This window comes from Ruegeria sp. CDSA141, from assembly GCF_059612005.1.
In genome coordinates this window covers 85064-111303 of record NZ_JBXWPT010000003.1, presented here as the reverse complement: position 1 = coordinate 111303, position 26240 = coordinate 85064, and the positions used below count along the sequence as shown (strand labels likewise).

Here is a 26240-nt window from a genome sequence, read left to right as displayed (position 1 = left end):
GCCGACACGCAGCCCACTCGCGCATCCGGCAAAGATGCCCACAAGCCCGTTCACCGCAAACACTCCGACGGCGATGATCCCGCCTCGGGGTTCACAAACTGCGGAATGGGCGCCAACAGGGTAAAGGTTTCGGTCATGAGCCTACTTCAAACCAACTCGGCGTCGGGCCCAGATTGGCCAAATGCGTTCGACCCAAGGACCCTCGATAGCCCCAGCTTTCATGTACATGACCGAAGAACGCAAATCTTGGCTGAAGGCGTTCCACCGCATCTCGTATGGCAGTTGATCCGACCGAAAGACCTTGCGATGTCTGATCCCCATACCCTTTGGGAGGAGAATGAACGATCAGGACATCAGCCGTTTCACACCGGTCGAGCATCTCGGACGCCTCACCTTCTGTCAGGTCACAGGACCAGTTTCCGAACGGAGTCGGTGGTACGCCGTAGCCAAGGCCAAACAGGCTCACGCCGTCTATCGTCATACCAGACCCGTGCAGGACATGGACACCTTCCGGGGCGGCATCGCCCAGTTCTTCAGCACTTTCTGCGTTTCCCGGGATCAGGACCAGCGGGGCCGAAATGCCGGACAGCATATGCATCGCCTCGTCCAGCCCCTGACGCGAGTTGCAATAATCACCGGCGCCAATGACAAGATCAGCCTCGGCGCTGGCGGCGACAAGATCGGCTGCCCGGTTGCGCGCCATGTGCAGATCAGAGAATGCCAGAACCTTCATGTTGCACCTCGCAGCCGCGCTTTCAGTTCCAGCAGATCCGCCCAGGCCTGCCGTTTCATCTGCGGTTGTCGCAACAGGTAAGCCGGGTGGAACATCGGAATCACTGGAAGATCCATTGCCTGATCCCATTTGCCGCGCAGGCGGGTGATTCCGCGTTTGCCCAGCACCGCCTGACAGCTGATATTCCCCATCACAACCAGAACCTCGGGCCTGGCCAGTGCCACGTGGCGTTCCAAGAACGGCTTCATCATCCCGATCTCTTCGGGCTTGGGATCGCGGTTCTGCGGGGGCCGCCATGGCAGCACATTGGTGATATAGACGCTTTCGCGGCGATCCAGATCAATTGCCGCCAGCATCCGGTCCAGCAATTGACCTGCACGGCCAACAAAGGGCTTGCCTTCACGGTCTTCTTCGCGCCCGGGAGCTTCGCCAATGATCATCACGCGCGCGCCGGGGGTACCATCGGCAAAAACCAACTGTCGCGCCCCGCGTTTGAGCTCGCAGTGTTCGAAAGCGTCCATCGCTGCGCGCAATTGATCCAGCGATCCCGCGCCCTGTGCTACAGATCCCGCTATTGCAACTGGGTCTACATCCCGTGGCTTCGCCGGGGCGGCGGGGCGCGCTTCTGCTTTCTTGGGTTTGGCCGTGGTGTCGGGCAACGCGTACCGGTCAACCGGCACATCACCGATTGCCTCGGTGGCGCCCAATTCGATCTGCCATTCCAGCAGCGCCCGCGCAGAATAATAGTCCAAACCCGATTCCATAGGGATAACTTACCTTCCTGAGGGCTGAGGGAAAGCGAATAGGACTTGATCGGTCGCTCTGTCGCGCCGACCATCGGCGTGCGATGCTCAGATTTCTGCGATTCCTCATCATGGGTTTAGTGCTGGTAGTCACTGGTGATCCGGCAGTGGCCACGTTTCACGACAAACACGGGCAGTGCCGTGCTGGTCAGTTCAAATGCGGCAGCACCTGTTGCTCAGGCGGGCAAAGATGCAGTTTTGATGGCCACTGCATTCCGCTGGGCGGCACCTATTGCGGCGGCGGGCGCAGTTGCGGTCCGTTCGAACGCTGCGTCGCAGGTGGACTCAGATGTGCGCCCGCAGGCCTGAACAAATGCGCCTCGCGGCTGGACTGTCCGGGCGACAGTTTCTGCAATGGTCGTGGTGAGTGTGAACGGAGCGCACCCGAGTTGGATACGACGCCTCCAACCACTTGCGCTGATGGCAGAACCTGCGCGCGCGGCTCGTCCTGCCTGCCCGGCGGGGGATGTTCTCGTCCGGGATGGTTCCTGTGCGAGGAAACCGGATCACAATGCCGTCCCGGTTTCAAATGTTCGGCCCATCAGGGTTGTGTACCGATCAAGGCGATCGACTGCGGCTACGGCAAGTGGTGCAAGCCGGGTGAGCAATGCCTGCCCGAGGGCGGCTGCGAAAAACTGCCTGAGGGTACGGAACCTTAGGTTGCCTTGCGTCGCACGGCTTCCTATAAGCGGCGCGATTGTCAGACAGGAGCCCGCCCATGCGTTTCGCCCATCGTCACCTTCTTGGCATCGAGCATCTGTCGCAATCCGATATCACCGAAATTCTGGATCTGGCCGAGACCTATGTCGCCATGAACCGCCAGTCGACCAAGCATTCGGACGTGCTGTCGGGTCTCACCCAGATCAACATGTTCTTTGAAAACTCGACCCGGACGCAGGCCAGTTTCGAGCTGGCGGGCAAACGGCTGGGCGCGGATGTGATGAACATGGCGATGCAGGCAAGCTCGATCAAAAAAGGCGAGACCCTGATCGACACTGCGATGACATTGAACGCGATGCATCCCGATCTTCTGGTTGTGCGGCACCCGCATTCCGGCGCGGTCGATCTTCTGGCGCAAAAGGTCAATTGCGCCGTTTTGAACGCGGGCGACGGTAAACATGAGCACCCAACGCAAGCCCTGCTGGACGCCTTGACCATCCGTCGCGCCAAGGGTCGCCTGCACCGGCTGAACATCGCGATCTGCGGGGACGTGGCCCATTCCCGCGTGGCCCGCTCGAACCTGATCCTGCTGGGCAAGATGGAAAACCGCATCCGCCTGATTGGGCCGCCGACGCTGGTGCCCGCGCAATTTGCCGAGTTTGGCGCCGAAATATACGATGACATGAACGAGGGCCTCAAAGACGTCGATGTCGTCATGATGTTGCGCCTCCAGAAAGAACGCATGGATGGCGGGTTCATCCCCTCGGAACGCGAGTATTACCACCGCTATGGTCTGGACGCCGCGAAGCTGGCACAGGCCAAGCCAGACGCGATCGTCATGCATCCCGGTCCGATGAACCGCGGGGTCGAGATCGACGGCACACTGGCGGACGACATCAACCGGTCCGTCATTCAGGAACAGGTGGAAATGGGCGTCGCCGTTCGCATGGCAGCAATGGAACTGCTGGCCCGCAACCTGCGCGAGGCCGCGTGAACAAGCTGGCCATCTCCCCCAACGAACACGGCGTCTTGCGCCTGTTCGCGCTGGACATGCGTCCGGAAGAGGCAAAGTTCCTGCGCGAACCCGGTGCCGCCGGTCAGGTGCTTGGGGTCGATGGGCTGGATCCCAGCCACATCGATGTTTTTCCGGTATCCGATCTGGAGGAGCTCGGGCTGTACGGCTACCTGACCGAAGGGTGCGGCGTTTCAGCAGACCAGTTGGACCGCGACGCTCTGGCCTCTGTCGAAGGTTGGGTCATGGTCCTGCGCAGTACCGCGTTCAAAGGTCGCCCCGCGATGCTCAGGCCTGACCCTCGCCTGCGCCTGATCGGCCTGTTCACGGAAGAGGCCACAAGCTGGACCGGGGGGACCATTGAAACCGAAAGCGCCAAACCCTTCTCGGCCCCGCAAACCGTCACAGCAGGTGACGCCCCCCGCCACGTCGGGTCGGCCATGATGGTGCTTGTCGCGCTTTTAATCACCGGAGGCATCTTGTGGCTGGTCCTGTGACCTTCGCCCCGGACAAGTGGGCCTACATACGCACCAACGCATGGCTCGCCGCCCTTGGCATGGCCGGTGCGATGATCGTGCTGTGGCTGATCGGCAATCCTTACGTCTGGACCGGAGCGCCCGCTGGCCTTGCTGCCATTGGCATACGCGCCTGGTATCTGGCCTCGGAAGAACTGGTCGCCAATTGGCAGTTGTCAGACACCGCGCTGACTGGACCCGGCGGACGCAGCGTGGCGCTGAACCAGATCACCGCGGTGAATATCATGGGCAGCTTCGTGCAGATCGTCACCAACAGCGGCTACAAGCATCTGATCAAGTATCAGTCAGACCCGGCCGCCACCAAAGCCGCGATTGAAAGGGCCATTCCATGACCACCCTGATCTTCACCAATGCCCGCCTGATCGACCCTGAATCCGGCACGGACAGTCTCGGCTGGCTGCACATTGCCGACGGCCTCATTCAGGGCAAGGGCAACGGGGACATGCCCGTCACTGACGCTCAGGTCATCGACTGCGGCGGCAAGTGCCTCGCTCCCGGCATCGTCGATATCGGCGTCAAGGTCTGCGAGCCGGGGGAACGGCACAAGGAAAGCTACAAATCCGCTGGTCTTGCGGCGGCTGCCGGGGGTGTGACAACCATCGTCACCCGGCCGGATACTCTGCCTGCGGTCGATACGCCGGAAACGCTGGAATTTGCGACAAGGCGCGCGCAGGCGGATGCGCCGGTCAATGTTCTGCCGATGGCCGCGCTGACCAAGGGGCGCGAAGGGCGTGAGATGACCGAGATCGGGTTCTTGCAGGACGCGGGTGCGGTGGCCTTCACCGATTGCGATCACGTCATCACCAATACCAAGGTGTTTTCCCGCGCACTGACCTATGCGAAATCCTGCGGCGCGCTGGTGATTGCCCATCCGCAGGACCCGGGCCTCAGCGCCGGGGCTGCTGTCACCAGCGGCAAATTCGCCGCCCTGCGCGGATTGCCAGCCGTTTCACCCATGGCCGAGCGCATGGGGCTGGACCGTGACATTGCGCTGCTCGAAATGACGGGCGCAGCTTATCACGCCGACCAGATCACCACGGCTCGCGCCCTGCCCGCGCTGGAACGGGCCAAGCGCAACGGGCTGGACATAACCGCTGGTACGTCGATTCACCATCTGACGCTGAACGAGCTCGACGTGGCCGACTATCGCACCTTCTTCAAGGTCAAGCCGCCGCTGCGGTCCGAGGATGACCGGCAGGCGGTGATCGAGGCCGTCCGCACCGGCCTCATCGATACGATCAGTTCGATGCACACACCGCAGGACGAGGAAAGCAAACGCCTGCCGTTCGAAGAAGCCGCCTCGGGTGCGGTGGCGCTGGAAACGCTGTTGCCTGCGGCGTTGCGCCTGTATCATGCCGACCAGTTGGACCTGCCGACCCTGTTCCGGGCGATGGCATTGAACCCGGCCAAACGGCTTGGTCTGGAAAGTGGCCGATTGTCGGAAGGTGCCCCGGCAGATCTGGTTCTGTTCGACCCGGATGTGCCTTTTGTGCTTGATCGGTTTGCCTTAAAATCCAAATCTCAGAACACTCCATTTGACGGCCAGCGGATGCAAGGTAAGGTCATTTCGACCTATGTTGCAGGTCAAGAAGTGTTCCGGAGTTCCTAATGCCCCCGATCGACAACTCGACTAGCGAACTGCTCCAGTGGGCGGTGGTTGGATATCTGATGGGCTCCATTCCCTTCGGCCTTTTGCTTGCCAAGGTCATGGGATTGGGAAATCTGCGCGAAATCGGGTCCGGGAATATCGGGGCAACAAACGTCCTGCGTACCGGCAACAAAGCCGCAGCGGCGCTGACATTGCTGTTTGACGCGGCCAAAGGCGCGATGGCGGTTCTGATTGCCCGTGCTTATGCCGGAGAAGACGCCGCACAAATCGCAGCCCTTTTTGCCTTTCTGGGCCATTGCTTTCCTATCTGGCTGGGGTTTAAGGGCGGAAAAGGCGTGGCCACCTTTCTGGGCCTCTGGCTGGCGCTGGACTGGCGCGTCGGTGTCGCTTGCTGTCTCAGCTGGTTGGTGGCGGCAGCGATCTGGCGGATATCCTCGGTCGGCGCGTTGGCCGCGGCTGCACTTTCAACAACCTGGGTGCTGGTTCTGACCAGCGGGCAATCTTTTATCCTGGGGGTTATTCTGACGCTTCTAATCTACTGGCGTCACAGCACCAACGTCGCGCGAATCAAGGCCGGAACTGAACCGAAAATCGGAAAGTCGTGACACCGCCGGACGCTTTTATTTCCGCTTTTTTCGCGCTGCCCAAGGGTAGTTTCACTGGTATATCGGGGGACCGGCGCTACGTCGTTGTGCGTCAACAGATGGCAGAGGGAAAATCCCACAAGCTGGTTGCACACGAACTGGGCGGAACCGACTATATAAGCATGAACCTGTATCAGACGCGCCTCAGCGGGGCACTGCTGAGGCCGTGTGAAATGGCGGCCTGCAAAGTCATTGCGTTTGTTCTGGACTTTGAACCGGACGCGTAATGCCGGGCCTGCATTTATTAACAGGCGTTATTCTCTGGCGCACAATCACGATTCATTGTTTTGAACGTGATCCATCTGCACCCCAGATCGTTGTCGTGACGGTCAATTACGGGCCACACAGGACAACAATCCGGGGCCTTCGATCTGCACACAGACGAGGCTCCTTTCACGAAAGGTGGAACAATGAACAAATTTAAATCTCTGATCGGTGGCGTCGCTCTGTCCGTTGCAGTGGCAACATCCGCTCTGGCTGCGGGTGTGGACATCAACGCGAGCTCGACTGGTCTGGCCATGCAGGGTTATGACCCGGTTGCCTATTTCACCGTTGGTGAAGCCACCAAAGGTGACTACCGCATCACCACGCTGTACGACGATGCAATGTATCGTTTCTCGTCGGAAGAAAACAAAGCCGCCTTCGAAGCCAACCCGGAAGCCTACCTGCCTGCCTACGGTGGCTACTGTGCCTTCGGTACAGCCATGGGCTTCAAGTTCGACGGTGACCCGAACTACTGGAAAATCGTCGACAACAAGCTGTACCTGAACCTGTCGGAAGACATCCAGGAACGCTGGGAAGGCGACATCCCGGGCTTTATCGAAAGCGCGAGCGCAAACTGGGAAGACATCGCGGACAAGACCCCTGCTGAATTGCAGAAGCAATAATCCGCTGAAACTGTCAGGCGTGTCGGCGGCGGAACGTTCCGCCGCCGCATGTCGTTTGAAGACCTCTCATTTCTTCCTATCTCATCAGTATCAGAAGTGCTCGTTTTCAAAGTGCAACGGCGTGTCTTGTCACGTTTCAACGCAAGAATACGGGCTGGAATTCGTAGGTATCACTGATCCGATGACGCTAGCGGATCGTAATGGTCTGCATAAGTGAACTGAATTTCACTGCAGCAGAGTGACAATCGAAAGGAAATGAGATGACATTGAAATTGGCTCTCATCACCACTGTCGCAACCGTGGTCGCGGGATCGGCAATGGCACAATCCTCGGGCAACTGGACCGGGTTTTATGGCGGTCTGCAACTGGGTTATGCCGATGTGGACACCAGCCTGTCCGGGGTCGACGGCGATGGCGTAATCGGTGGTATCATCCTGGGTTATGATTATGATCTCGGCGACTGGGTCGTTGGCGGCGGTTTTGACTATGACTGGACTGACGTGGATCTGTCTGGCGCCGCAACTGTTGAAGATGTCTGGCGGCTGAAGGCGCGTGCTGGCTACAAAATAAACCCGCAAGGTTTGCTATATGGCACGGCAGGCTATGCCGAAGCTGGTACGGACACCTTGGGCAGCGATGACGGGTGGTTCATTGGCGCAGGCTACGAACAGATCGTGGCCCCAAACGTGAGTATTGGTGGAGAACTGCTGTACCACGAATTCGATAACTTCAACGGAAACAATGTGGATGTCGACGCAACCACATTGCAGATTCGCGCCTCTTACCGGTTCTGAATGGCATCCCAGACAAAAATGGGCCCGGCCTGTCCGGCCGGGCCTCGATTCAGAGGTCCAGAATCGTACTGCCCGTGGTCTGTCGCGCTTCAAGCGCGCGATGGGCATCGGCAACCTGATCAAGCGCAAAACGCTGATCGATGTGAATCTTGACCTCTCTGCCCTCGACCTTGCCGAACAAGCGGCGCGCCATTGCCTGACACACGGAGTGATCCGCAATATGGGTGAACAAGGTGGGTCGGGTGATCTTGAGCGATCCTTTCTGACCCAGAACACCGATATCGAACGGCGGCACCGGCCCGGACGCGTTGCCGAAGGAAATCATCATCCCTAACGGTCTCAAACAATTCAGCGATCCTTGGAACGTATCCGCCCCGACGGAATCCATCACCACGTCCACGCCCTGACCCTTGGTGATCTCGGCCACCCGTTCGGTGAAATTCTCGGATCGGTAGTTGATGCAATGCGCAGCCCCGTTGAACCGGGCAAGGCTGCATTTCTCGTCGGTTCCCGCCGTGCCAATCAGGGTGATCCCCTCGGATTTCGCCCATTGGCAGGCGATCAGTCCGACCCCACCGGCCGCTGCGTGAAACAGCACCGTATCCCCGCGTTTCAGCGGAGTGGTTCGGTGAAACAGGTATTCAACCGTCAAACCCTTCAACATCATTGCCGCAGCAGCTTCGAATGTGATGCCGTCCGGCAGAGGGCACACCTGTGCCGCAGGCATTACGCGGGCCTCGCAATACGCTCCGGGTGGGGCTGCCGCATATGCGGCCCGCTGGCCGGGTTGCAGGTGCGTCACCCCGTCCCCGACGGCCTCGATGACGCCGGACGCTTCCATGCCCAAAGCATGAGGAAGATCAAGGGGGTACAATCCAGTACGTTGATATACGTCGATAAAATTTAGGCCACAGGCCTGGTGGCGAATACGTATTTCACCCGGTCCGGGGTCGCCCACTGGCCTGTCTTCGATCCGCAACACCTCGGGCCCGCCGAATTCGTGAACTACAACCGTTTTCGCTGTTGTCTGCATCCTGACCTCCTCTTGCCTGACCTCAAGCTAACATGACTGCGATGCAGGGCAATCCGTCTGGTGCCACAGTGTTGAACAGGATTTCGCCAAACTGTGCTATAATGAGGTCAGGCGTTGTCGGCTGGTCCGGCCACGGACAACAAATTGCCGGATCCGTTCCGCGGCGCAATTCTCGCCAGGGAAGGGGATGAAAATGGCTAAAACAATCGGAAATCCGATCAGCTGGGCAGCCCAGAATCTGGGTGCGGCCGGTGATCATGTCTCGGATAGCGTTTCACAACTCGGAAGCGCAGATATCAAGCATCTGCCGATGGTGCAGACACTGACGATGCAGGATCTGCGCGCTTGCCTGCGGGCGGGGTATCACGACTTTCTCGAAACACGGGCGGACGCCATATTCATTGTACTGATTTACCCGATCGCAGGGCTTTTGATGTTCGGCTTTGCCCTGGACGTCAGTATGATTCCACTTCTGGCTCCTCTCGTTGCCGGTTTTGCTTTGATCGGTCCGGTGGCAGCCGTGGGTTTGTACGAGATCAGCCGCAAACGAGAGCAAGGCAGCACGGCGCATTGGCTGGATGCGTTCGGCGTCTTTCGCTCGCCGTCATTCGGCGCAATTCTGGTACTCGGGTTTTATCTGGTGATGCTTCTGCTGATCTGGCTGATGGTGGCGCAAAGCATCTACACGCATACAATGGGTCCAGAAGCCCCTGCGTCACTGGGCGCTTTTGCTCAGCAAGTATTCTCTACGACTGCCGGCTGGACGATGATGGCAGTCGGACTCACCGTTGGATTCGTATTCGCTCTGTGCGCTCTGGCGGTCAGTGTCGTCAGCTTTCCATTGCTTCTGGACCGGAAAGTCGGATTGCCGGTGGCAGTCGTGACGTCGTTTCGCGTATTGCGTCACAACCCCGGCGTCATCTTGACCTGGGGGTTCATCGTGGCTGCCCTTCTGTTTCTGGGTGCCCTGCCGATGTTGTTGGGTTTGATCGTAGTGATGCCGGTTCTGGGTCATGCCACATGGCACCTGTACCGCCGCGCGATTGCGTGAACGCGCGGGACAAACCCGCGCCTTCAATACTCAGCCCGAGACCTTCAGAACGATCTTGCCAATATGGCCCGAGCTTTCCATGCGTGAATGGGCGGCCGCAGCCTCGGCCAGATCAAATTCGCTATCCATAACAGGCGCTACCTTGCCAGCCTCAAGCAGAGGCCAGACGGCTTCGCGCAGGTCCTGCGCAATCCGGGCCTTGGCCAGATCGCTTTGCGGGCGCAGGGTGCTGCCGGTCAGGGTCAGGCGCTTGACCATCATCAGGGCAAAGTTCAGCTCCACGACCGGTCCTTGCAGGAAGGCGATCTGGACCAGCCGCCCATCCTCGGCCAGAGCTTTGACGTTACGCGGAATATAGTCGCCACCGACCATGTCGAGGATCAGGTTTGCCCCACCTTCGGCCCGCATGACGGCCACAAAATCCTCATCGCGGTAGTTGATCGCCCTTTCCGCACCCAATTTGACGCAAGCTTCGCATTTCTCATCCGAACCTGCGGTGGCAAAAACGCGGGCACCAAAGGCATTGGCCAACTGGATGGCTGTCGTACCAATCCCACTCGAGCCACCATGGACCAGGAATCTCTCGCCTGCCTTCAGCCCGCCCCGCGTAAACACGTTGGACCAGACGGTGAAAAAGGTCTCGGGCAGGCAAGCCGCCTCTTTCATTCCCATGCCGGCAGGCGCCGGCAGACAGTGGGCCGCAGGAGTGGCGACGTATTCGGCATAGCCTCCGCCCGGCAGCAACGCGCAGACCTGATCGCCGACGGACAGTCCCTGAACCCCGGCCCCAACCGAGACAACCTCGCCCGAAGCCTCAAGCCCCGGCAAGTCACTGGCACCGGGCGGCGGATCGTAAGCGCCCGCACGTTGCAACGCATCCGGGCGGTTCACGCCGGCATAAGCCACTTTCAGCACCACTTGCCCTGCACCCGGTTCGGGGACAGAACGCTCGGTCAGTTGCAAAACATCAGGACCACCCGGTTCGGTGATCTCAACAGCGCGCATCATCTGGGTCATAGGCACCTCCTTTGCCCAATGCCTAGCAGGCATCAGGGTCAAGGCCCAGCACCAAGACGAGCTACTTTCGGGGGTTCAGTTTTCCCGGAAGGTCTGCTCGCATTTTCTCTGGTGCTTTCACCTGACCCGCCAGCCAGTTCGGAACTGCCAGAAACGGTTTCAACACCGGGTTGTCGCGCATCTGTGCCTTGAGCTTTTCAAACTCCATGACGTTCGCGATCCGGCGATCCAGAAACTCCCACGTGCGCTGATGACCCGGGCTGTCATCGCCCAGCCAGAACAACAAGGTCGAGGAATAGACACCCGACAAAGTGGCCCGTTTCGTGTACCAGTTCACGTCGTCCGAGGTATCGCCCAACGTATCCCAGATCAGATCGCAGGTCTGCCAAACTGCCCTGGCACCGTCTGCCGCGTAAGTTGGCAGGGAAAACAGCGTCATGCCCCGGCGCACCAGTTCTTTATCCTCGACCGCTTGCAAACGGAACCGAACCGAAGCGGCAATCTTGTCCCGAAATTTCAGCCCACTCAGGTCTTCGGACTTTATGCGGTCCAGCATCGCCTGATCGCCGCGCGCATGATAGGCCAGTGCCAGATCAACTGCGCCGCGCGGACAGATCGCGCGCGCCAGGCCGTCATCCAGACCACAGTCGGAAATGGAGGCACGAAAACTGGTTTCCGACCATCCATCGAAGGGAACATGGTTCAGCATTGCATCCAAAAGCTGGTGTTTTGCATCTTCATATGTGGTGGTCATGACGTTTCTCCGGTTGTCGGGGCCAGTACTAGACAAGTTAGAACGGCTTTGCTATACGGCCAACTCCTGCAATTTCCTTGCAACTCTATCTAGAAAGGTGGTGACAACCACATGCAGGTTAGTGTTCGCGACAATAACGTCGATCAGGCGCTTCGTGCCCTGAAGAAAAAGCTGCAGCGCGAAGGCGTGTTCCGCGAAATGAAGCTTAAGCAACATTTCGAGAAACCGTCCGAGAAAAAAGCGCGCGAGAAGGCTGAAGCGATCCGTCGTGCCCGTAAACTGGCACGTAAGAAAGCACAGCGCGAAGGTTTGCTCTAAAACCTCGCTCGTCCAGCTTTGGATGACACTATTTGACGACCCCCGAGGCATCGCCCGGGGGTTTGTCGTTTCAGGGATCGGATACAATCCGCCGACTCGTGGGACGGGCTGTGCGACAAGCCGCCATTTCCTCACCAGCAACATTTTGCCCGGCATTTAGCAGCGCAGCGAATCTCGTGTTGGTAGCATCGCCTCGCCAAAACTCGCCTGAGTTGAACCAACCCCTACCACCGTCGACACCCCCACCTCTAAGTGAGCCCGTCTGAAAGGACACAAACACAAACGGAGGCAAACATGTCGACTGCAAGTACATTCGAACGCGAGATGCTGGGGCTGATAAACCAGGAACGCACATCCCGCGGGCTCAACCCGCTGCAACTTGAAACGCAGCTAAACGACTCGTCCGAAGATCACAGCACTTGGATGTTGAATACAGACACATTCAGTCACACCGGTTCTGGCGGTTCCAGTGCAACCCAGCGGATGCAAGGTGCCGGTTTCGATCTTGAGGGAAGCTGGCGTACTGGCGAAAACATCGCATGGCAGTCAGAACGCGGAGCGCCTGGCATCAGCGATGACGTGGCCCAACTGCACCAAAACCTGATGAACAGCCCGGGCCACCGCGCCAATATCCTGAACCCGGATTTCAAATATATCGGGATCGGCGTCGAAACCGGTGACATGCAGGGCTTTGATGCTGTGATGGTCACCCAGAACTTTGCCGCGACCGACGCGGCAGTCATGCTGGACAACGGCAATACAAACACACCGCCAGTTCCGCCAACCACGCCGGACGAAGTCGCCGTACCAGAAGAGCCGGAAGTCGAAACGCCGGATACTGACGTCACCGAAACCGAAGAGCCAGGAACTGAGACGCCCGGAACCGAAGAGCCTACACCCGAGACACCGGACATCGATGTCACCGAGACTGAAGAGCCGGAACCCGAGACACCGGACATCGATGTCACCGAGACTGAAGAGCCGGAACCCGAAACGCCGGATACTGACGTCACCGAAACCGAGGAACCGGAACCTGAAATGCCGGACACCGAAGTGGTTGATGGCGGTGAGCCCGAAGCATTCTGCTTTGACGTTCAGGCCTTCCTCGATGAAATCGCCAATTTCCTCGAAAACCTGCAAGCGCAGTTTGACGAGTTCGATTGGGAAGACGACATGAACGGCGACACGGACGTGGCCGGCACCGATGATGTCGACATGATGCCGACCGCCGACGCCACGTCGGAAACAGAGTCCGAGCCTGCGGGTACCGAAACAGCCGACGTCGATGACTGTGACATCATAATGGTCAACTTCTTCAACTTTGACTGCATGATGGATGCAGCCTAATCAGTTGAACCTGTGCGAGGCCGGCCGTGTCGGCCTCGCATGTTCCGGCTCAGAGCCTGATTTTGCTTCAATAGATCTTTGGTACGTAAAGCTCATCCGGCAAAACGCGGCGCTCGTATTCCGGGTTGTACTTGCGGTCGGGCAGATTGACCTTTTCCTGAGGCACGTCCTCGTACGGGATTCTTGTCAATAGATGCTCGATACAGTTCAGCCGTTCACGCTTTTTATCATTGCCTTCGACAATGTACCAAGGGGCCTCGGGGATGTTGGTTCGGAAAAGCATGTCCTCTTTTGCCTTTGTGTAGGACTCCCAGCGGATGCGGGATTCCAGATCCATCGGCGACAGCTTCCACTGTTTCATCGGATCGTGAATACGCATGAGGAATCGCAACTGCTGTTCCTCATCCGTGATCGAGAACCAGTATTTCAGCAGAATGACCCCTGACCGCACCAGCATTCGTTCGAATTCGGGAACGTCCTGAAAGAACTGTTCAACCTGGTCCTCGGACGCAAAACCCATTACCCGCTCGACCCCCGCCCGGTTGTACCACGAGCGGTCGAACAGAACGATTTCACCCGCCGCCGGCAGATGCGGTACGTAGCGCTGGAAATACCACTGGCTTTGCTCACGGCGGCTGGGTGCCGGCAACGCGACCACGCGGGCCACGCGCGGGTTCAGACGCTGGGTGATCCGCTTGATCACCCCGCCCTTGCCGGCACTGTCACGGCCTTCAAACAGGATACAGACCTTGGCCCCGGTATGCTGCACCCAGTCCTGAACCTTGATCAGTTCGGCCTGCAGGCGCAGCAGGTTGCGGAAGTAAACCTTGCGATCCAACATGTCCGGATGCTGTTCCCGATAGATTTTCCGGACTTCCATCGACAGCATCGGCTCACTGAATTCTATCTCGAAGTCTTCATCGAGCGTGTCCTCCAGCTCGGCTTCCAGCCAGTCTTTAGGGGCGCCAGTGTTTTCGTTGTCCAAGGTCAGCTCCTTCTCGGTCTTCGGGTTCGGACCATATCGGGCCCGTGTAACCACCTGATGTCATCAGATAAATTGATACGAGGGTCACGGGTCCTGCGGCTGTAGTCACACCTGAAAATCAGGTCCAGCGCGGTATACGGTCTTTTCCCTGAATTTGTACGTCTGACCCGCAGGATACAAGCGTTTGAATTGACGCAACGCACTGCACTTCACCACGGCTGCTTGCATTGCCTTGTTTTTGTGCGGCATGACGGGGCGCGTAAAACAGATGAGACCATTGTGACATTCCTTCTTTCCCTGATGCCCTCCATCTGGCCATGGCTGGTCCTGATCTCGGCGCAATTGGCGGCACTGGCCCGGCGAACTGGCATCGCCTTTTCTCTGCTGGTTTTGTTCATCAGCATTGCCTCGGCAATAGGATTGATGTCACCCACGGCGATCGCTGCGGTGGTCTTTGGTTTGGTCGGAGCTGCTTTGCTACCCCATCTGAAAGGTTGGCCTGCTATCGTCGGGCACCTGTTATTGATCCTGTGGTGCCAGGTCATGGGTGCACATCTGCTGCCAGGATTCAACAATTTGAAAATTCTGGATCAGGTGCAGGCGGGTGCGGGAAGCGCCAGTTTCACCATGCACCTGAACCTGGACAAACCGATGGTCTTCTTTGCCATTCTTCTGGCCTGGCCCCGGATGCAGCGCGGAAAAACGCAGATCAAACCCACAGCTTTGCTGGTAGGGTTACTGATCCTTCCTGGCCTGTTTCTCATCGGTTTTTCCCTCGGCTCGGTGCAGCCGGAGTTTACGGTCCCCCCTTGGTGGCTGGTATTTGCCTTGTCCAACGCGTTTCCGACCTGCCTGACGGAAGAAGCCTTTTTTCGTTGCTATCTGCAATCGGCTTTCGCCGCACGTCTTGGGGACGCTTGGAGCGTGATCGCTGCCAGCCTGCTGTTCGGGCTGGCCCATTTCGCCGGAGGTCCGGCGCTCGTGGCTTTTGCTTCTATTCTCGGGCTGGCCTGCGGATTGGGATACTATGCAACCAAGCGCCTCTGGGTTCCCGTTGCGATGCATTTTGGGTTCAACCTGACGCACCTGTTTCTGTTCACCTATCCTGGCCCCTTATGAAAATCAGACCGGTAAGGCAGTGGTCTTGAACACGGTACGCAGAGCAAACGAACTTTGCATTTGGGCCACCCCTGGCAGGCGCGACAAGTATTGTCGATGAATGCGTGCGAAATCTTCGGTGTTCTCCGCCACGACTTTCAAAATGTAATCCGCCGTACCGGCCATCAGATGGCATTCCAACACATCCGGTATCCGGGCCACCGCCTTTTCAAACGCATCCAGAACCTCTTCGGCCTGACCTTGCAGCGTGATCTCGACAAAGACGGTTGTCGGCACGTTCATCTTCCGGGCATCCAGCAAAGCCACGTAGTTGCGGATATACCCGTCAACCTCAAGCCTTTGCACGCGCCGGTGGCAAGCGGACGGAGACAGGTTGACCTGTTCAGACAATTCCGAATTCGACATCCGACCATTTTTCTGAAGTGCCGCCAGAATCTTTCGATCAGTCGCGTCCAAGCTCATTGCTGCAATTCCTTTGCATTATTTTTGTAAACTACGCGAAATTCTTCCAAAGAAAAACGCATTGACACGTTTTCTTTCACAGAAATTGCACTGAAAATGCACATAATTTAGGCAGTTTATGAACGGAGACCCCCATGAAGATCGGTTGCCCCAAGGAAATCAAACCCCAGGAATTCCGCGTCGGGATGACGCCCAATGCTGCTCAGGAAGCTGTTGCACGTGGTCACGAAGTCCTTATCGAATCCGGTGCAGGCATCGGCGCAGGTTTCGACAATGACGCCTATGTCGCGGCGGGCGCGCATATCATCGACACTGCGGAAGAAGTATTTGCCACCGCCGACATGATCGTGAAGGTCAAGGAACCCCAGGCTGTGGAACGCAAGATGCTGCGCGAAGGACAGCTGCTGTTCACCTATCTGCACCTGGCTCCGGACCCGGATCAGACGCATGACCTGCTGGAATCAGGTTGTACTGCCATCGCCTATGAGACCGTAACCGACGCGAACGGCGGCCTGCCTCTGCTGGCACCGATGTCCGAAGTCGCCGGTCGCCTGGCCCCTCAGGTCGGGTCGTGGACACTGCAAAAGGCCAATGGCGGGCGCGGTGTTCTGATGGGTGGCGTACCCGGTGTCGGCCCTGCCAAAGTGGTCGTGATCGGCGGCGGCGTCGTAGGAACCCATGCGGCAAAGATCGCTGCCGGAATGGGCGCGGATGTCACCGTTCTGGATCGCTCCTTGCCGCGGCTGCGCTATCTGGATGACGTCTTTGGCGGAACCTTCAAGAACCAGTATTCGACGGCGGGCGCCACGGCCGAGCTGATCCAGGATTCCGATATGGTCATCGGTGCCGTTCTGATCCCCGGTGCTGCAGCTCCGAAACTTGTCTCGCGCGAACAGCTGTCGACGATGAAACCCGGTGCCGTACTTGTCGATGTTGCCATCGACCAGGGCGGGTGCTTCGAGACTTCAAAAGCCACCACCCATGCCGATCCGATCTATGATGTCGATGGCATCATGCATTACTGCGTTGCCAACATGCCGGGCGCAGTGGCGCGCACCTCGACCATCGCCCTGGGCAACGCCACGATGCCGTTCATGCTGTCTCTGGCGGATAAAGGCTGGAAACAGGCGTGTCAGGATGATCCGCATCTGCTGGAAGGCCTGAACGTTCACGCAGGCAAGCTGACTTACTATGCGGTCGGCAAGGCCCTTGGTATCGACGTTGTTTCACCTAACGTGATCGTCAAGTCGTAAACACTCCCGCCCCTGAAATCGCTTTTGAGAAACGATTTACAGCGTTGGGCATAGCGCCACGCCCCCGGCGTGGCGCGGTCAGTATCAAACGCGACGGTTTGAACAAAGATAAGGGCACCGCGCAAGGGCGCGGTGCCGGACCCAACGGAGGAGGGCATCTTCGAATGCCCGATCGACGGGCGGGAGCCGTCACCCCTGTTTCTGGATCTCCACAGAATGGGGATAAGGGATCGAAATACCCTTGACGTCAAAGGCTTCCTTGATCGTTTTCGTCAGCTCGAATTTGACATCCCAATAGTCTGGTGCCGAGCACCACAGCCGTGCCGTCAGATCCACCGAGCTGTCACCCAGGTTCGTAACCCGAACCCATGGTTCCGGGTCGCTGTGAATGCGGCTGTCCGCTTTCGCCACATCCAGAATGATCTGCATGGCTTTGTCCGCGCTGTCGCCGTAATCAATCCCGAATACCAGATCGACACGGCGCGTGTCATGGGCAGAGTAATTCGTGATGATCGAGCCCCATGCCTGACCGTTCGGAACGATGATCTGCACGTTATCAGGCGTCACCAGCTCGGTGGTGAACAGGTTCAGGTCCTTTACGGTGCCCGACGTGCCCCCGATATCAACAAATTGACCCAGCTTGTAGGGCCGGAAGACAACCAGCATCACACCGGCCGCCAGATCGCTGAGCGTGCCTTGAAGGGCCAGACCGATGGCCAGCGATGCGGCACCCAGAATGGCGACGATGCTGGTGGCTTCAATTCCGAAGATACCCAGAACAGCAACCAGAACCATGGCGAGAATGGCCCATTTGACCAAGCTTGCCGAAAAGTTCCCCAGTGTCGGATCAATATGCGGCGTCGAATTGATCCGGCGGCGAACCATACCCCCGATTGCGCCAGCCACAATCCAGCCCAGGATCAGAACGACAAGCGCCTTGACGGCACTCATGATCAGCGGGGCATATGCCCCCACCTGTGTTACTACCTCATCCACGCCCATTTCCTTTCAACAGCAAGAAACCCGCGAGGTTTTCGCGGGGGTCACCAGATTGTGAGCCAAATTTGCCATCCGGTCTAGGTGCCAGTTTCACTGGAATTCCCCTCTGTTCGCCAGAAAACACGGCCTGACCGGAAATGCACATCGCACAGGGCTTAAATAAATGCGCCTTGGTCCCTAGTTTTGACGGAACAGCCAAACAGGAGCCCCCCAATGCTGGACAACAAACCACATCCGATAACGGCCCGCTGGCCCGCGCAATCCCCGGACAAGATCCAATTGTATTCCTATCCGACTCCAAACGGCGTAAAGGCGTCGATCATGCTGGAGGAAACTGGCCTGCCCTATGAGGCTCATCTGGTGACGCTGTCGGATGCGGATGTCAAAAGCCCCGAGTTTCTGTCGCTGAACCCGAATAACAAGATCCCCGCCATCCTCGATCCCAACGGTCCGGACGGTGAACCGCTTGCCCTGTTCGAAAGCGGCGCGATCCTGCTGTATCTGGCCGAGAAATCAGGCAAGTTCCTGGGGCAAAGCGCAGCAGACAAGTATCGCATTACGCAATGGCTGATGTTCCAGATGGGGGGCGTGGGGCCAATGTTTGGTCAGCTTGGCTTTTTCTACAAATTCGCTGGCAGCGAAATCGAAGACCCCCGACCGCGCGAACGCTATATCAACGAGGCCAAGCGCCTGCTGAACGTGGTCAACATGCAACTGGACGGGCAGGACTGGATTGCAGGCGATTACTCCATCGCCGATATCGCTCTTGCCCCCTGGCTGAATGCTTTGGACTTCTACGGCGCGAAAGAGGTTGTTGGCTGGGACGACTACGCCAATGTCGTCGCCTATGTTGACCGTTTCATGCAGCGCCCGGCTGTGCAGCGCGGCAAGGCCATACCCGCACGCGCTTAAACGGTCTCGCAATAGGAAGGGTGCCAAAGCTGGCACCCTCTTCGCAAAGCTCAGCCCGGCAGTGCCCCCGTCAGCACATAGCGCAGGATTTCGACCACCTGCGCGGGCTTTTCCGCCACCGCCAGCGCGGCTGCATCAACTTCTTTCAACGCGTGCTGATGCTCGGGACCATGCAGCACGATGATGGACTTACCCAGCGCTACTGCATAACCCGCATCAAAAGCGGCGTTCCACTGTTTGTACTTGTCGCCAAACCGCACAACCACCACATCGGCATCCGAAATGCCCTTTCGGGTCCGGATCGCATTGACCATCGCACCCTTGTGATCATGCCAGTATTTGTTCGGCTCTTCCCCCAGAATGGCAACGCCACAATCGTCGCTGGCCTCGTGATCAGTCACCGGGCCGTTGAAGGTGATATCCAACCCCTGTGCGCGGTCGATGATCTGTTCGCGCCAGTCGGTGTGTATTTCACCAGAGAGGTATACGTTCAGCATCTTTAGTCCTCCGCAAAAACAGAAAGAGCGCCGCCAGCCCTTTCATTATTTCAGTTGTGCGTCCGCCGAAAGCTGCTCAGCATCAACCGCGCAGAACGCCGCCGGTTGCCTTGGTAACCTTGGCGATAACCTTTTCGGCCACCGCTTCGATGTCCTTTTCCTTCAGCGTCTGGTCCGTCGGCTGCAAGCGTACTGTGATGGCCAGAGATTTTTTGCCTTCACCCAGGCTGCCGCCGATGAATTCGTCAAAGACACGTACATCTTCGATCAGTGCCTTATCGGCACCTGCTGCCGCGTTTACCAAGGTCAGCGCCTCGACGCTTTCATCCACGACAAAGGCAAAGTCCCGTTCGACCGCTTGCAAATCACGCAATTCCAATGCGGCACGTGTGGCACCGGATTTACGGGGCAAGGGAACCTCGTCCGGCCAAATCGTAAAGGCCATTGCCGGGCCCTTGATATCCATCGCCTGCAACACGCGCGGGTGCAACTCACCAAAGACACCCAGTACCTTTTTCGGCCCCAGACAGATCTTGCCGTGGCGACCCGGGTGCCACCAGGCATCGCCGTCGCGCAGAATCTGCACCTTGGCCGGTGCTCCGATCGCCGCAAGAACGGCCTCGGCATCCGCCTTGGCATCAAAGACATCCACCGGGCGCGATGCCCCGTGCACATCCTTGGGGCCGTTGCGGCCAACCAGCAGGCCGGCGATCTGGGTTTTCTGGTCGCCGGGTTCGCCATCATGGAATACAGGGCCAACTTCGAACAGGGCGACGTCGGCGTATCCGCGTGCCTGATTGCGGGCCGCGGCCTGCAACAATCCGGGCAGCAGATCGGGGCGCATGTGGCTCATCTCGGACGAGATCGGGTTTTCCAGCATGGTCGCATCGTCACCGCCACCGAACAAAGCGGCCGGAGCTTGATCGATGAACGTATAGCTGACGCATTCGTTGTAACCCAGCGCGGCGCAGGTGCGGCGCGCCATGGACTGGCGGCGCTGAGCCGGTGTCATCACCGGCTTGGGAATACCATCGGTGACACGCGGCAAGGGTTTGCCCTGCAACTTGGTCAACGAGGCGATCCGTGCGACCTCTTCCACCAGATCGGCCTCACCCATGATATCGGGGCGCCAGCTTGGCACGTGGGCCATCTCGCCCTCCAGACGGAACCCGAGGCGGGTCAGCGTCTGACGCTGTTCGCTTTCGGGAATGTCCATCCCGACCAGAGACTGCACCCGTTCAGCATCCAGCTTGTACGCACGTGCATGGTTCGGCGCTTTACCCGCCTCGACCACTTTGGACGCTTCACCGCCGCAGATGTCCAGAATCAACTGGGTTGCGTGCTCAAGACCTTCCAGAGTGTATTCAGGGTCCACGCCGCGTTCGAACCGATACCGCGCGTCCGAATTGATCTTCAGCGCCCGACCCGCCAGCGCGATCTGCACATGATCCCAAAACGCGCTTTCCAGGAACACATTCACAGTATCCTCGGTGCAGCCGGTTTCCTGACCGCCCATGATGCCTGCGATGGATTCCGGCCCTTTGTCATCGGAAATAACCATCATGCCGGGCTGTAGGGTGTATTCCTTCTCGTCAAGCGCCACCAGGGTTTCACCGCCTTTTGCGCGATGAACGCGAAGGTTGCTCTGCACCTTGTCCGCGTCAAACACATGCAGCGGGCGGTTATGGTCAAAGGTCATGTAGTTGGTGATATCCACAAGCGCCGAAATCGGACGCAGCCCGATCGCCTTCAACTGATCCTGCAACCACTGGGGGCTGGGGCCGTTCTTGACACCCTTGATAAGGCGGCCCGTGAAATGCGGGCAACCATCCAGCGTATCCTCATCAATCGATACTTTGATCGGGCTTTCGAAATCGCCTGGCACCGGCACGTAGTCGCGCTGTTTCAAAGTACCGACCCCGCGAGCCGCCAGATCGCGCGCGATGCCTTCAACGCCCAGCGCATCGGGCCGGTTCGGCGTGATCGCGATCTCGATCATCGGATCGACTTTCGAGGGCTCATTCTCGGCAAGCCAATCAACGAACCTGTCACCGACCTCGCCCGAGGGCAATTCGATGATGCCGTCATGTTCGTCCGACAATTCCAGCTCACGCTCGGACGCCATCATGCCAAAGCTTTCGACGCCGCGGATCTTGCCGACGCTGATCGTCAGGTCCAGCCCGGGGATATACATGCCCGGTTTGCAGACGACGACAGTGATCCCTTCGCGGGCGTTGGGCGCGCCGCAGATGATCTGCAATTCGCCTTCATTCGTGTCCACCTTGCAGACGCGCAGCTTGTCGGCGTCGGGGTGCTTTTCCGCGTGTTTCACATAGCCCAGCGTAAAGTCCTTGAGCTTGTCAGCCGGGTTGATAACCTCTTCGACCTCAAGGCCAAGGTCGGTCAGCGCCTCAGTGATCTCATCAACCGACGCATCGGTGTCGAGGTGGTCTTTCAGCCAGGACAGAGTGAATTTCATTGCTCGGGGCCTTTTTTGGCAGATATCCGTTTGGCAAAGGCAATGACAAAGAATGCGCCAAGGTGCAAGCGCTGCGGGTCACGGATAGGTGGGGGTGCGGCCCAAAAGCTCGTCCAATTGCCGCCCGATCCAGCCATGCGGGATGAAATGCCCGCCCGGATGGGTGTCCAGCACCACCTGCCCCTGCGCACAATCGGTCCATTCCACGCGGCTGAGCGTCAGGAACGGTCTCACGCTCCAGTCCCCGCGCGGGGTTGCGCCGTTGCAGTCAAACTTCGCTTTCCAAAGCGCCACCGGATAGGTGGTATCGTCGCCCGGTCCAAAGGGAAAACCCATCACCGTATCGTCCAGCCCATGCACGTGGCGCACCTGCGCCGGGGCCTGCGGACAATGCTCGGTCTGCTGGATTGACCCAGCAATAGCCAGCAGCGCGGCGGTATCGTCACCCGATTGGCAGGCATAACGCCATGCCATCGCGCCGCCAAAGGAATAGCCCGAGACATAGATGCGATCCGGGTCAATCGGATAACGACTGGCAACGTCCTGCAAGACACGGTCGGCAAAATCGACGTCTTCAGTATCCGCGTTCCAGAAATTCCAGCTTTTGCCCAAACCGTTCGGGGCCACCAACAACACGCCGCGCAGTTTTGTGGCCCCCGCGATGCGCTCATGGTTCACCACCACATCGCCCTGCCGCGCCCAGCCGTGGAAATGCAGCAAAACAGGCAAGGGGCTTTCGCCGTCCCAGCCGTCAGGCTCCAACACATGATAGGAACGGTCACCAATCTTACACGCAATATCGCCATGGCAGGTATCCACGGCGGCAGCTTGGGTGGCGATCAGCAGAAACAGGCAGAGCAGTCGATATGTCATTCGGCTGACCCTACCCAGCCTGAGGCCCATGTCACGTCACAACCCCGTGGGAACATGTAACAAGCCGCGCCATCGCCAGACCTTTGGGGCAAGTCGCAAGCCGCGTTATCGCCAGACCGCGGGATGGCGATCTTCGGGTTAAGGTGGGCAGTTTATGGCAGCCACGTCCGAGAAACACTCATACGAAGCGCTGGCGGAGACAAATCGCCAGCCCGTGCGGGCGGTCTGGAGATAGCGCGGCCTATCGGCCTTTGCTCCGCGCTGTTTCGGCTGAGATCATTTCGATCTACTTTTTGCGTATCTATTAATTAGTTTTTTGACCATTGCCTGCCGATCTTCGATCTCTTTCACTCGGTCTGACCTCTCTGAAAGAACGTTCATCGCCGCCCATAAACCAGGAACTACCGCTAGCAATAACAGAAGCCATATCCAAACCGCAGCGGGCTCGTACAGCATTACCGTTAGAAGCTGAATAGATATTGTAACAAACAAGATGCCAATCAACCAAAGGAATGGGGCATTCACCACACGGCGACGCCACCAGTCAATATAGCGCGACAGATATCCACCCAACGGATACACTACCTACCACCATGTCCAAAAACTGCCATTTCGCTTGCTGATCAGATCCTGTGTCTTTTCTCTTTGGATTTTATCACGCATCTGAAATGCCCCGATCTGCACAAACGCCAATCCGGCAATGAGCATTCCCGGCAAAAACAACAGTGCCGACACTAGGAAAGTGGTTAGAACAACCGCCGACCCAAAATCGAAAACAAGTGATGCCAACACCGGCGGTGCGAACAAGGCAGTAATCAGGCACAATAACCAAAGTAGAGGACGTCCGGAAACTTTGAGTTACCACCAATCATGATATGATGTCAGCCAGTCGTCCAACGGTTTCCCTATCGCGACAAACCACCATGCAGGTTCGGCATATCCAGCGCCGCAAACCCGTAGTGCCGCAGCCAGCGCAGATCACTGTCAAAGAAGGCCCGCAAATCCGGAATGCCGTATTTCAGCATCGCCAGACGGTCGATGCCGATGCCAAAGGCAAAGCCCTGATAGACCTCAGGATCAATCCCACCGGCGGCGATCACCTTGGGGTGGACCATGCCCGAGCCCAAAATCTCCATCCAGTCGTCACCCTCACCGATCTTCAGTTGACCGTTATCCCACGAACAGCGGATATCGACCTCGGCCGACGGCTCGGTGAAGGGGAAGTGCGAGGCGCGGAAGCGCAGTTCGACGTCGTCGACCTCGAAAAACGCCTTCACGAACTCTTCCAGAACCCATTTCAGGTTCGCCATCGAGATGTCCTTGTCGATAGCCAGCCCCTCGACCTGATGGAACATCGGCGTGTGGGTCTGGTCATAATCGGCGCGGTAGACGCCGCCCGGACAGATGATGCGGATCGGTGCGCCCTGCAGCTCCATTGATCGGATCTGGACGGGCGAAGTATGGGTGCGCAGCACATGCGGCGGTCGCTCGTCGCCTTCGGCGCGGTGCATATAGAACGTGTCCATCTCGGCCCGTGCGGGGTGGTGGCCGGGGATATTCAGGGCGTCGAAATTGTGCCAGTCGGTTTCGATCCGCGGCCCTTCGGCCACTGAAAAGCCCAGTTCGGCAAAGATCGCGGTCAGTTCCTCGGTCGCCTGGCTGACCGGGTGGATCGAGCCTTGGCCACGTGGCCGGGTCGGCAGGGTGACGTCCAGCCACTCGGTGCGCAGGCGTTCATCCAGCGCGGCATCGGCCAGCCCGGCCTTTTTGGCGGACAGGGCCGAGTTGATCTCGTCCTTCAGGGCGTTCAGCGCCGGGCCTGCGACCTGGCGTTCCTCGGGCGTCATCTTACCCAGCTCGCGCATTTTCAGCGCAACTTCGCCCTTTTTACCCACGGCGGCGACGCGGATCGCCTCAAGCGCGTTCTCGTCGCCTGCCTCGGCGATTTGGCCCAGATATTTTGCCTTAAGATCGTCCATGACGCCCTCTGAATTTGGTCGCCAACCTGCTATCGGGCCAGCCCCGCAAATGCAAGCGGGACCGGTCGGATCAATAGCTGTATTCAGGGAAAATCCGGGTCAGATCACCGTTCCAGTCGCCGTTGTAGTGTTCCAGCAACTCATCCGCAGGCACTTTCCCGCTTTGGATGCTGTCCTTGAGCGCGTTGAGGAAATGGGTCTCGTCCGGCACCAGTCCACCGGCCCCGGGATAGGCGCGGGCTTTCAGGCCGGCCTCAGAGATCGCCACCACCTCACGCGCCAGATCGTGCATGTTGATGTTGCCGACTTTCGCTTGCAGGCCATCTTTGGCGGCCGCGACACGCAGCGCCTCGCGGGTCTCGGTGTCCCAGCCTTTGACCAGATCCCAAGCCGCGTCCAATGCCGTTTGGTCGTAAGTCAGACCGACCCAGAAGGCAGGCAAGGCACACAGACGACGCCATGGTCCACCATCGGCCCCGCGCATTTCCATGAACTTCTTGATCCGAGCTTCGGGGAAGGCGGTGGTCAGGTGGTCGGCCCAATCGCTGAGCGTGGGCGTTTCACCCGGCAGGGCGGGCAGTTCACCTTTCAGGAAGTCACGGAAGGACATGCCCAGCGCATTGATGTACTGGCCGTCGCGATACACAAAATACATCGGCACATCGAGCGCGTATTGCACGTAACGCTCGAACCCGAAGCCGTCTTCGAAAACAAAGGGCAGCATTCCTGTGCGGGCATCGTCCAGATGCCGCCAGATGTAACTGCGCCAGCTTTTCTGGCCATTTACCTTGCCCTCAAAAAAGGGCGAGTTCGCAAACAACGCCGTTGCCACCGGCTGCAAGGCCAACGCGACGCGCAGTTTCTGCACCATGTCGGCCTCGGACCCGAAGTCGATATTGACCTGAACGGTGCAGGTTCGGCGCATCATGGCGCGGCCCATGGTGCCGACCTTTTCCATGTAATCGTTCATCAGCCGATAACGCCCCTTGGGCATCAACGGCATTTCGTCATGGGTCCAGGTCGGAGCCGCGCCGAGACCGATGAAACCCACGCCGATCTCATCTGCGATGTCCTTCACCTCACGCAGGTGGGTGTTCACCTCATCGCAGGTTTCGTGGATGGTCTCAAGCGGAGCACCCGACAGCTCAAGCGCGCCGCCCGGCTCCAGGCTGACATTGGCGCCGTCCTTTTCCAGACCAATCAGATGACCTGCTTCGCGGACTTCAGCCCAGCCATGGCGATCCCGCAGACCTTCCAGCACGGCCACAATCGAACGGGTGCCCTCGTAGGGCAACGGTTTCAGCGTGTCCTTGCAGTAGCCGAATTTCTCATGCTCGGTGCCGATGCGCCAGTCTGCCTTGGGCTTGCAGCCCGACTCCAGATATTCGGCCAATTGCTCGTGGCGTTCGATCGGACCGCCGCCGGACTGAGGGATGGACATGAACCGTGCTCCGATCCTGATGTGTCTGTCTTTTGGCCAGTCG

The 26240-nt window shown here is 58.5% G+C and carries 28 protein-coding genes; 15 read left to right on the top strand and 13 right to left on the bottom strand.

Going from position 1 to position 26240, the window contains the following annotated elements:
- Positions 1 to 133: 133 nt before the first annotated feature.
- Both AC2FLP_RS07005 and AC2FLP_RS07000 read right to left on the bottom strand, forming a co-directional pair.
- Positions 134 to 733 carry a metallophosphoesterase family protein gene (locus AC2FLP_RS07005; RefSeq protein WP_496682469.1) on the bottom strand — a complete coding sequence of 200 codons (600 nt, stop codon included), beginning with the start codon at positions 731 to 733 and terminating at the stop codon, positions 134 to 136.
- A complete protein-coding gene (locus AC2FLP_RS07000; protein WP_117870469.1) occupies positions 730 to 1497 on the bottom strand; it encodes a uracil-DNA glycosylase in 768 nt (255 codons plus the stop codon). Before AC2FLP_RS07000 ends, AC2FLP_RS07005 begins: the two co-directional genes overlap by 4 nt.
- A gap of 110 nt (positions 1498 to 1607) precedes the next feature.
- Between AC2FLP_RS07000 and AC2FLP_RS06995 the strand changes: the two genes are divergently transcribed.
- From AC2FLP_RS06995 to AC2FLP_RS06955, 9 genes are all read left to right on the top strand, one after another.
- Positions 1608 to 2195, top strand: a complete 588-nt coding sequence (locus AC2FLP_RS06995) for a scavenger receptor class F, member 2 (protein ID WP_496672405.1) — start codon at positions 1608 to 1610, stop codon at positions 2193 to 2195.
- A gap of 59 nt (positions 2196 to 2254) precedes the next feature.
- A complete protein-coding gene (locus AC2FLP_RS06990; RefSeq protein WP_117870472.1) occupies positions 2255 to 3190 on the top strand; it encodes an aspartate carbamoyltransferase catalytic subunit in 936 nt (311 codons plus the stop codon).
- Positions 3187 to 3705, top strand: a complete 519-nt coding sequence (locus AC2FLP_RS06985; protein ID WP_299899245.1) for a hypothetical protein — start codon at positions 3187 to 3189, stop codon at positions 3703 to 3705. Before AC2FLP_RS06990 ends, AC2FLP_RS06985 begins: the two co-directional genes overlap by 4 nt.
- Positions 3690 to 4076, top strand: a complete 387-nt coding sequence (locus AC2FLP_RS06980) for a hypothetical protein (protein ID WP_299899247.1) — start codon at positions 3690 to 3692, stop codon at positions 4074 to 4076. Before AC2FLP_RS06985 ends, AC2FLP_RS06980 begins: the two co-directional genes overlap by 16 nt.
- On the top strand, positions 4073 to 5353 hold the full coding sequence (gene pyrC / locus AC2FLP_RS06975; protein WP_496682464.1) for a dihydroorotase: 1281 nt from the start codon (positions 4073 to 4075) through the stop codon (positions 5351 to 5353). Before AC2FLP_RS06980 ends, pyrC begins: the two co-directional genes overlap by 4 nt.
- Entirely contained in the window at positions 5353 to 5958 is a 606-nt protein-coding gene (plsY, locus tag AC2FLP_RS06970; protein WP_496682462.1) for a glycerol-3-phosphate 1-O-acyltransferase PlsY, read from the top strand. Before pyrC ends, plsY begins: the two co-directional genes overlap by 1 nt.
- Positions 5955 to 6224, top strand: a complete 270-nt coding sequence (locus AC2FLP_RS06965) for a hypothetical protein (protein WP_496682460.1) — start codon at positions 5955 to 5957, stop codon at positions 6222 to 6224. Before plsY ends, AC2FLP_RS06965 begins: the two co-directional genes overlap by 4 nt.
- Positions 6225 to 6407: 183 nt before the next feature.
- The gene (locus AC2FLP_RS06960; RefSeq protein WP_117870483.1) at positions 6408 to 6884 is read left to right on the top strand and encodes a YHS domain-containing (seleno)protein; all 477 of its coding nucleotides are present in this window, start codon (positions 6408 to 6410) and stop codon (positions 6882 to 6884) included.
- 260 nt (positions 6885 to 7144) lie between these two features.
- Entirely contained in the window at positions 7145 to 7678 is a 534-nt protein-coding gene (locus AC2FLP_RS06955; protein ID WP_117870485.1) for an outer membrane protein, read from the top strand.
- Between the two features lie 49 nt (positions 7679 to 7727).
- On the opposite strand, the gene AC2FLP_RS06950 is transcribed toward AC2FLP_RS06955, so the two are convergent.
- On the bottom strand, positions 7728 to 8711 hold the full coding sequence (locus AC2FLP_RS06950; protein ID WP_117870487.1) for a quinone oxidoreductase family protein: 984 nt from the start codon (positions 8709 to 8711) through the stop codon (positions 7728 to 7730).
- A 193-nt stretch (positions 8712 to 8904) separates the two neighbouring features.
- Here AC2FLP_RS06950 and AC2FLP_RS06945 point away from each other — a divergent pair, with 193 nt between their 5' ends.
- Positions 8905 to 9762: a DUF2189 domain-containing protein gene (locus tag AC2FLP_RS06945; protein WP_496682456.1), complete on the top strand. Its 858-nt coding sequence runs from the start codon at positions 8905 to 8907 to the stop codon at positions 9760 to 9762.
- A 30-nt stretch (positions 9763 to 9792) separates the two neighbouring features.
- Here the strand turns inward: AC2FLP_RS06945 and AC2FLP_RS06940 are convergent, their stop codons facing one another.
- Positions 9793 to 10779 carry an NAD(P)H-quinone oxidoreductase gene (locus AC2FLP_RS06940; protein ID WP_299899272.1) on the bottom strand — a complete coding sequence of 329 codons (987 nt, stop codon included), beginning with the start codon at positions 10777 to 10779 and terminating at the stop codon, positions 9793 to 9795.
- A gap of 61 nt (positions 10780 to 10840) precedes the next feature.
- The gene (locus AC2FLP_RS06935) at positions 10841 to 11533 is read right to left on the bottom strand and encodes a COQ9 family protein (protein ID WP_299899274.1); all 693 of its coding nucleotides are present in this window, start codon (positions 11531 to 11533) and stop codon (positions 10841 to 10843) included.
- A gap of 111 nt (positions 11534 to 11644) precedes the next feature.
- Here AC2FLP_RS06935 and rpsU point away from each other — a divergent pair, with 111 nt between their 5' ends.
- Entirely contained in the window at positions 11645 to 11851 is a 207-nt protein-coding gene (gene rpsU / locus AC2FLP_RS06930) for a 30S ribosomal protein S21 (protein WP_005614280.1), read from the top strand.
- 294 nt (positions 11852 to 12145) lie between these two features.
- Positions 12146 to 13198 (top strand): CAP domain-containing protein, encoded by a 1053-nt coding sequence (locus AC2FLP_RS06925; protein WP_496682452.1) that lies wholly within the window; start codon positions 12146 to 12148, stop codon positions 13196 to 13198.
- Between the two features lie 67 nt (positions 13199 to 13265).
- On the opposite strand, the gene ppk2 is transcribed toward AC2FLP_RS06925, so the two are convergent.
- Positions 13266 to 14183, bottom strand: a complete 918-nt coding sequence (ppk2, locus tag AC2FLP_RS06920; RefSeq protein WP_371415280.1) for a polyphosphate kinase 2 — start codon at positions 14181 to 14183, stop codon at positions 13266 to 13268.
- A 279-nt stretch (positions 14184 to 14462) separates the two neighbouring features.
- On the opposite strand from ppk2, the gene AC2FLP_RS06915 reads away from it, so the two are divergent.
- Entirely contained in the window at positions 14463 to 15302 is an 840-nt protein-coding gene (locus tag AC2FLP_RS06915) for a CPBP family intramembrane glutamic endopeptidase (RefSeq protein ID WP_496682450.1), read from the top strand.
- Between the two features lie 3 nt (positions 15303 to 15305).
- On the opposite strand, the gene AC2FLP_RS06910 is transcribed toward AC2FLP_RS06915, so the two are convergent.
- Complete coding sequence (locus AC2FLP_RS06910; RefSeq protein ID WP_117870496.1) at positions 15306 to 15764, bottom strand: Lrp/AsnC family transcriptional regulator; 459 nt, start codon at positions 15762 to 15764, stop codon at positions 15306 to 15308.
- A gap of 134 nt (positions 15765 to 15898) precedes the next feature.
- On the opposite strand from AC2FLP_RS06910, the gene ald reads away from it, so the two are divergent.
- On the top strand, positions 15899 to 17017 hold the full coding sequence (gene ald / locus AC2FLP_RS06905; protein WP_496682448.1) for an alanine dehydrogenase: 1119 nt from the start codon (positions 15899 to 15901) through the stop codon (positions 17015 to 17017).
- Positions 17018 to 17206: 189 nt separating this feature from the next.
- Here the strand turns inward: ald and AC2FLP_RS06900 are convergent, their stop codons facing one another.
- Complete coding sequence (locus AC2FLP_RS06900) at positions 17207 to 18019, bottom strand: mechanosensitive ion channel family protein (RefSeq protein WP_496682446.1); 813 nt, start codon at positions 18017 to 18019, stop codon at positions 17207 to 17209.
- Between the two features lie 210 nt (positions 18020 to 18229).
- Here AC2FLP_RS06900 and AC2FLP_RS06895 point away from each other — a divergent pair, with 210 nt between their 5' ends.
- On the top strand, positions 18230 to 18928 hold the full coding sequence (locus tag AC2FLP_RS06895; RefSeq protein ID WP_117870500.1) for a glutathione S-transferase N-terminal domain-containing protein: 699 nt from the start codon (positions 18230 to 18232) through the stop codon (positions 18926 to 18928).
- Between the two features lie 50 nt (positions 18929 to 18978).
- Here AC2FLP_RS06895 and AC2FLP_RS06890 read toward each other — a convergent pair whose 3' ends face one another.
- The 5 genes from AC2FLP_RS06890 to AC2FLP_RS06870 form a co-directional block, all read right to left on the bottom strand.
- Positions 18979 to 19425 carry a YtoQ family protein gene (locus AC2FLP_RS06890; protein ID WP_496682441.1) on the bottom strand — a complete coding sequence of 149 codons (447 nt, stop codon included), beginning with the start codon at positions 19423 to 19425 and terminating at the stop codon, positions 18979 to 18981.
- Between the two features lie 82 nt (positions 19426 to 19507).
- Positions 19508 to 21904: a phenylalanine--tRNA ligase subunit beta gene (gene pheT, locus AC2FLP_RS06885; RefSeq protein ID WP_496682439.1), complete on the bottom strand. Its 2397-nt coding sequence runs from the start codon at positions 21902 to 21904 to the stop codon at positions 19508 to 19510.
- A 78-nt stretch (positions 21905 to 21982) separates the two neighbouring features.
- Positions 21983 to 22777 (bottom strand): CE1 family esterase, encoded by a 795-nt coding sequence (locus tag AC2FLP_RS06880; RefSeq protein WP_299899284.1) that lies wholly within the window; start codon positions 22775 to 22777, stop codon positions 21983 to 21985.
- Positions 22778 to 23682: 905 nt separating this feature from the next.
- Positions 23683 to 24756 (bottom strand): phenylalanine--tRNA ligase subunit alpha, encoded by a 1074-nt coding sequence (pheS, locus tag AC2FLP_RS06875; RefSeq protein ID WP_117870512.1) that lies wholly within the window; start codon positions 24754 to 24756, stop codon positions 23683 to 23685.
- A 70-nt stretch (positions 24757 to 24826) separates the two neighbouring features.
- Positions 24827 to 26197, bottom strand: coding sequence for a glutamate--cysteine ligase (locus AC2FLP_RS06870; RefSeq protein ID WP_117870515.1), 1371 nt, complete (start codon positions 26195 to 26197; stop codon positions 24827 to 24829).
- Between the last annotated feature and the right edge of the window lie 43 nt (positions 26198 to 26240).